This window comes from Pseudomonas sp. VEM90, from assembly GCF_054611535.1.
Genome location: NZ_JBTRAR010000009.1, coordinates 167,721 through 173,960 on the forward strand (window position 1 = coordinate 167,721; position 6,240 = coordinate 173,960).

Annotated in this window: 5 protein-coding genes; 2 read left to right on the forward strand and 3 right to left on the reverse strand. The window is 60.1% G+C overall.

What is annotated here, in order from left to right:
* Positions 1-217: 217 nt before the first annotated feature.
* The 3 genes from ACYCCG_RS11485 to ACYCCG_RS11495 all read right to left on the reverse strand — a co-directional run bounded on the left by ACYCCG_RS11485 (position 218) and on the right by ACYCCG_RS11495 (position 2,482).
* Positions 218-802, reverse strand: coding sequence for an IMPACT family protein (locus ACYCCG_RS11485; RefSeq protein ID WP_176684410.1), 585 nt, complete (start codon positions 800-802; stop codon positions 218-220).
* 9 nt (positions 803-811) lie between these two features.
* Positions 812-1,474: a TetR/AcrR family transcriptional regulator gene (locus tag ACYCCG_RS11490; protein ID WP_003255279.1), complete on the reverse strand. Its 663-nt coding sequence runs from the start codon at positions 1,472-1,474 to the stop codon at positions 812-814.
* 90 nt (positions 1,475-1,564) lie between these two features.
* Positions 1,565-2,482, reverse strand: coding sequence for a LysR family transcriptional regulator (locus ACYCCG_RS11495; protein ID WP_176684411.1), 918 nt, complete (start codon positions 2,480-2,482; stop codon positions 1,565-1,567).
* 118 nt (positions 2,483-2,600) lie between these two features.
* Between ACYCCG_RS11495 and aptA the strand changes: the two genes are divergently transcribed.
* Both aptA and ACYCCG_RS11505 read left to right on the forward strand, forming a co-directional pair.
* The gene (aptA, locus tag ACYCCG_RS11500; RefSeq protein ID WP_209968149.1) at positions 2,601-3,947 is read left to right on the forward strand and encodes an omega-aminotransferase AptA; all 1,347 of its coding nucleotides are present in this window, start codon (positions 2,601-2,603) and stop codon (positions 3,945-3,947) included.
* A gap of 73 nt (positions 3,948-4,020) precedes the next feature.
* Positions 4,021-5,514: a CoA-acylating methylmalonate-semialdehyde dehydrogenase gene (locus ACYCCG_RS11505; RefSeq protein ID WP_003255276.1), complete on the forward strand. Its 1,494-nt coding sequence runs from the start codon at positions 4,021-4,023 to the stop codon at positions 5,512-5,514.
* The last annotated feature ends 726 nt before the right edge of the window (positions 5,515-6,240 follow it).

Below are 6,240 nucleotides of genomic sequence, written 5' to 3' on the forward strand. Positions count from 1 at the left end.
AAGCTGGTCCACAGTTATTGTGTGCAAGGTGAGCGAGTGGGGTGCGGTTTGGGTGGGCGGTTCGCTGGGGATAAGTCGCGCACATTCAGCAGTTTACGACTGTCATCAAATAGTGATCAAAATATGATCAAGGCTCTGAGGGCCTTGAAATCACTAGCCTGCAAGAGCTTGCCCCAAGCTTATCCACAGGCAGGCCCACAGTTGCTGTGGGCAATGTTCAGCGTGCTTCGAGCAAAATACGTCCGCGGCTCAAATCCGCCAGTTGCTGTTGCAATGGCGCCAGGTGGGCGTCACCGAGGGCAATCAGCAGGTCAACACCATTGGCGGTGAACTGTTCATCCAGGACCAGGCCGTCAACCTCGGCCAGGCGCAGCTTCACCAGCGCCAGCTCGCTGAAACTGCAGCTGCAACTGAAATTGCTGCGTTGCACCAGCAGGCGCTTGGGCGCCTGTTGCAGGCACTTGTTGGCTCCGCCGCCATAGGCCCTGGCCAGGCCGCCGGTGCCCAATTGGATGCCGCCGTACCAGCGGATCACCAGCACCACCACCTGGTCGCAGTCCTGCGCTTCGATGGCCGCCAGGATCGGCCGCCCAGCGGTGCCACCGGGTTCGCCATCGTCGCTGCTGCGGTACTGCGCGCCGAGTTTCCAGGCCCAGCAGTTGTGGGTTGCGGCCAAGTCGCTGTGACGTTCGATGAAATTCATCGCGTCGGCGGCACTGCTGATCGGCCCGGCGAGGGTGATGAAGCGGCTTTTGCGGATTTCCTCGCGGTATTCGCAGAGGTCGAGCAGGGTAGAAGGCATAAAGGACGGTCAGGCAGCCGGCTTGATGCCGCAGCCCTTCAGAATGATGTGGATAAGGTTGTTGCTCGCGTCTTCCATGTCCTGTTTGGTCAGGCGGCTGCGGCCAGTCACCTGGCAAATCTGGGTGGCAAAGTCGGCGTAGTGCTGGGTGCTGCCCCAGAGCAGGAAGATCAGGTGCACGGGGTCGACCGGGTCCATCTTGCCTGCTTCGATCCAGGCCTGGAATACCGCAGCACGGCCGCGGAACCATTCGCGGTAATCGGCGCTGAAGTATTCGGTCAGGCAGGTGCCACCGCTGATCACTTCCATGGCGAAAATGCGCGAAGCTTGCGGGTTGCGCCGGGAGAACTCCATCTTGGTGCGGATGTACTGGCTCAGGGCTTCACCGGGGTCGTCATCGACGCTCAAGGCGTTGAAGGTGCTGTCCCACAACTCGATGATGTTGCTGAGCACGGCGATGTACAGGCCCAGCTTGTTGGTGAAGTAGTAGTGCAGGTTAGCTTTGGGCAACCCCGCCTTGAGGGCGATGGTGTTCATGCTGGTGCCCTTGAAACCATGGCGGGCGAATTCATCTTCGGCGGCCTGGATAATGGCCTGTTCGTTCTTCTGGCGGATACGGCCCGCGGGCTTGCCCGAGGCGGAGAGGCGATGCGCAGGGACTTCTAGGGTCATGGACGATTCCGTACGGGGCAGTGGCTGCGGCTGTGGCACAAGATTACCTGCCTGTGCCGAAGTGACAAGCGTTTACGGCACAGACTGGCATCAACGTGTCGCAGCCAGGCTTTCGAGGAAGCTTTCCAGCACCAGGTTGGGGCGCCGGCCTTTGCGGGTGACCCAGCTCAGGCTCAGGTCATAAAAACGCTCCCTGGGCTTTAGCGCACGCAAACGGCCTTGTTGGACCCAGAACGTGGCGTAGTGGTCGGGCAGGTAGCCGATATAGCGCCCGGTGAGGATGAGAAACGCCATGCCCTCGCGGTCAGAAGCACTGGCTGTGCAATTCAGTGCCTGGTAATGCGCCTGAATTTCGGCGGGCAGACGGAAGGTGGGGGTGATGGCTTCCTGGCTGTTGAGGCGTTCGTCGTCTATCTGCTGGTCGTCGGCGTAGAACAGCGGGTGGCCGACTGCGCAGTACAGCAGCGAGCGTTCGCTGTACAACGGTTGGTACTCAAGCCCCGATAGCGGGCTGGTCTGTGGTACGACGCCAACGTGCAGGCTGCCGTCGAGCACGCCGTGCTCGACCTGGCTGGGGGCGATCATACGGATCTGGATGCGCACGTCAGGGCCCCGATCCTTGAGTTCCGCCAAGGCGTGGGTGATACGCATGTGCGGCAAGGTCACCAGGTTGTCGGTCAGGCCGATGTTCAGCTCGCCGCGTAAATGCTGGTGCAGGCCGTTGACCTCGGTGCGGAAGCTTTCCAGTGCACTGAGCAGTTGCAGGGCTGAATGGTAGACCTCGCGGCCTTCCTCCGTCAGCGAGAAACCGGCGCGGCCGCGCTGACACAGGCGTAGGCCGAGGCGTTGCTCGAGGTCGTTCATCTGCTGGCTGATGGCCGAGCGACCTATGCCCAGTACGTTTTCGGCAGCCGAGAAGCCACCGCACTCGACGACGCTGCGGTAGATCTTCAGCAGGCGGATGTCGAAATCGCTGACTTGGGCGAGTGGATCGGGTCGTCGGCTCATTAGTTTAGTCTCGGCCTGTCTGAAGGTTAGAAATGTAGGCTTTTTCAGACTCTATCGCCGTGCCAATTTAGCTGCAACAAGATACATCGTTGCCTAATCGTCTTCCGAGGAACCGCCGATGAACATGCCCGAAACCGCCCCTGCCGGTATCGCCAGCCAGCTCAAGCTGGACGCCCACTGGATGCCCTACACCGCCAACCGCAACTTCCAGCGTGACCCTCGCCTGATCGTGGCGGCCGAAGGCAACTACCTGGTCGATGACCACGGGCGCAAGATCTTCGACGCCCTGTCCGGCCTGTGGACCTGCGGCGCAGGGCACACTCGCAAGGAAATCGCTGACGCGGTGAGCCGCCAACTGAGTACGCTGGACTACTCGCCAGCGTTCCAGTTCGGCCACCCGCTGTCGTTCCAGCTGGCGGAAAAGATCGCCGAGCTGGTTCCGGGCAATCTGAATCACGTCTTCTATACCAACTCCGGTTCCGAGTGCGCCGATACCGCACTGAAGATGGTGCGTGCTTACTGGCGCCTGAAAGGCCAGGCAACCAAGACCAAGATCATCGGCCGTGCCCGTGGCTACCATGGCGTGAACATCGCGGGTACCAGCCTGGGTGGCGTCAACGGTAACCGCAAGATGTTTGGTCAGTTGCTGGACGTCGACCACCTGCCCCACACCGTGTTGCCGGTGAACGCTTTCTCCAAGGGCATGCCGGAAGAGGGCGGTATCGCTCTGGCTGACGAAATGCTCAAGCTGATCGAGCTGCACGATGCCTCCAACATCGCAGCAGTCATCGTCGAGCCGCTGGCCGGTTCGGCCGGTGTGCTGCCGCCGCCGAAGGGCTACCTGAAGCGTCTGCGTGAAATCTGCACCCAGCACAACATTCTGCTGATCTTCGACGAAGTGATCACTGGCTTCGGCCGCATGGGTGCGATGACCGGCTCGGAAGCCTTCGGCGTTACCCCAGACCTGATGTGCATCGCCAAGCAGGTGACCAACGGCGCCATCCCGATGGGCGCAGTGATTGCCAGCAGCGAGATCTACCAGACGTTCATGAACCAGCCGACCCCGGAATACGCGGTGGAATTCCCACACGGCTACACCTACTCGGCGCACCCGGTAGCCTGTGCCGCCGGTATCGCCGCGCTGGACCTGCTGCAGAAGGAAAATTTGGTGCAGTCCGCTGCTGAACTGGCGCCGCATTTCGAGAAGCTGCTGCACGGCGTGAAGGGCACCAAGAATATCGTCGATATCCGCAACTACGGCCTGGCCGGCGCCATCCAGATCGCCGCCCGTGACGGTGATGCCATCGTTCGCCCATACGAAGCGGCCATGAAGCTGTGGAAAGCGGGCTTCTATGTACGCTTTGGTGGCGACACCCTGCAGTTCGGCCCAACCTTCAATACCAAGCCGCAGGAACTGGACCGCCTGTTCGATGCGGTAGGCGAAACCCTGAACCTGATCGACTGATCTTTCCGATTTTGATGCCAGGCGCACGCACGCAGCGCGTGCCTGGCTCTCCTTTGTTTATCTGGAGTTTTGCATGAGCATTGTTCAGCACCTGATTCACGGCGAACTGGTTACCAAGGGTGAGCGCACCGCCGATGTCTTCAACCCGTCCACTGGCCAGGCCGTTCGCAAGGTCGAACTGGCCAGCCGCGCAACTGTTCAGGAAGCGATCGACTCGGCCAAGGCCGCCTTCCCGGCCTGGCGCAACACCCCTCCGGCCAAGCGCGCCCAGGTGATGTTCCGCTTCAAGCAACTGCTGGAGCAGAACGAAGCCAAGATTTCGCAGATGATCAGCGAAGAGCACGGCAAGACCTTGGAGGACGCCGCCGGCGAACTGAAGCGTGGTATCGAGAACGTCGAGTTCGCGTGTGCAGCCCCAGAAGTGCTGAAGGGGGAGTACAGCCGCAACGTCGGTCCGAACATCGACGCCTGGTCCGATTTCCAGCCGCTGGGCGTGGTTGCCGGTATTACCCCGTTCAACTTCCCCGCCATGGTGCCGCTGTGGATGTACCCGCTGGCCATCGCCTGCGGCAACGCATTCATCCTCAAGCCTTCCGAGCGTGACCCGAGCTCGACCTTGTACATTGCCCAGTTGCTGCTGGAAGCCGGGCTGCCGAAGGGCATCCTCAACGTGGTGCACGGTGACAAGGAAGCGGTGGATGCGCTGATCGAAGCACCGGAAGTGAAAGCACTGAGCTTCGTGGGTTCGACCCCGATCGCCGAGTACATCTATGCCGAAGGCACCAAGCGTGGCAAGCGTGTACAAGCCCTGGGGGGCGCGAAGAACCACGCGGTGCTGATGCCGGATGCCGACCTGGACAACGCAGTCAGTGCCCTGATGGGCGCGGCTTACGGTTCGTGTGGCGAGCGTTGCATGGCCATTTCGGTAGCCGTATGCGTGGGCGACCAAGTGGCCGATGCCCTGATTGCCAAGCTGGAGCCACAGATCAAGGCGCTGAAGATTGGTGCCGGCACCTCGTGTGGCTTGGACATGGGCCCGCTGGTGACTGCGGCAGCGCGTGACAAGGTCGTGGGTTACATCGATGACGGTGTTGCTGCTGGCGCCAAGCTGGTGGTGGATGGACGTGGCTTCCGTGTGGCGGGTAATGAAGATGGCTACTTCGTGGGTGGCACACTGTTCGACAAGGTGACCCCGGAGATGCGCATCTATAAAGAAGAGATCTTTGGTCCGGTGCTGTGCGTGGTCCGGGTGAATAGCCTGGAGCAGGCCATGCAGCTGATCAACGATCACGAGTATGGCAACGGCACCTGCATCTTTACCCGTGACGGTGAAGCGGCCCGTTTGTTCTGCGACGAGATCGAAGTGGGTATGGTGGGTGTCAACGTACCGCTGCCAGTGCCGGTGGCCTACCACAGCTTTGGTGGCTGGAAGCGTTCGCTGTTTGGTGACCTGCATGCCTATGGCCCGGATGGTGTGCGCTTCTATACCCGCCGCAAGGCAATTACCCAGCGTTGGCCGCAGCGGGCCAGCCATGAAGCGTCGCAGTTTGCATTCCCTAGCCTGTAAGGGAAGTAGATGAAGCGGGGAGGCCGTCAGGCCTCCCCGTTTTGTTTTTTGGGGTTTGGTTGTTGCTGTTGTTGATGTCTTGAGGTGGTTTTGGCGGTGAGATGTGTCTGCCATAACCCCTGCAGCGCCTGTGAGATCGAGCGCCGCCCGCGCGGCGCTTCGCGGGTAAACCCGCTCCTACGTTTGTTTCGGGCCAGTTATGCCTGTGGGATTCGCGCGCGAACGCCTTGGTGCCTATCTCGATATCGCGTCGTACAAACAAGGCGGTCGCGCGCGCCTGGCACAGGAGGGACTGGCCCGAAACAAACGTAGGAGCGGGTTTACCCGCGAAGCGCCGCGCGGGCGGCGCTCGGTCTCACAGGCGCTGAAACTGTTGTGGCGAACACTGATAGCCCCGATACGGTCTTTTCCCCTTATATTTCACTTTCTTGAAATTAAAGGTTGACGCCCTCTCGAATCCCCTTATAATGCGCCCCACTTCCAGCGACAACGGAACGATAAACTCCTTGAAATTCAATGAGTTAGACAATTCTGAAGGTGCTGTAAGGGCTACGATCAAATGATCGAAAGCGGTTGAAAAGGTGGTTGACAGTGCTTCTAAGTGCTGTATGATTCGCCTCCCGCTACGAGAGATCGCAGCGAGCCAAGTGTTTGAAGCTAAACGAGTTTCTCGCAAAAAACTTCAAAATAAACGCTTGACAGGCTCTGAGGAAAGCGTAGAATGCG

Coding starts and splice junctions, on each gene's coding strand:
- ACYCCG_RS11485 (WP_176684410.1), bottom strand. CDS start 802: ATGCCTTCTACCCTGCTCGACCTCTGCGAATACCGCGAGGAAATCCGC.
- ACYCCG_RS11490 (WP_003255279.1), bottom strand. CDS start 1,474: ATGACCCTAGAAGTCCCTGCGCATCGCCTCTCCGCCTCGGGCAAGCCC.
- ACYCCG_RS11495 (WP_176684411.1), bottom strand. CDS start 2,482: ATGAGCCGACGACCCGATCCACTCGCCCAAGTCAGCGATTTCGACATC.
- aptA (WP_209968149.1), top strand. CDS start 2,601: ATGAACATGCCCGAAACCGCCCCTGCCGGTATCGCCAGCCAGCTCAAG.
- ACYCCG_RS11505 (WP_003255276.1), top strand. CDS start 4,021: ATGAGCATTGTTCAGCACCTGATTCACGGCGAACTGGTTACCAAGGGT.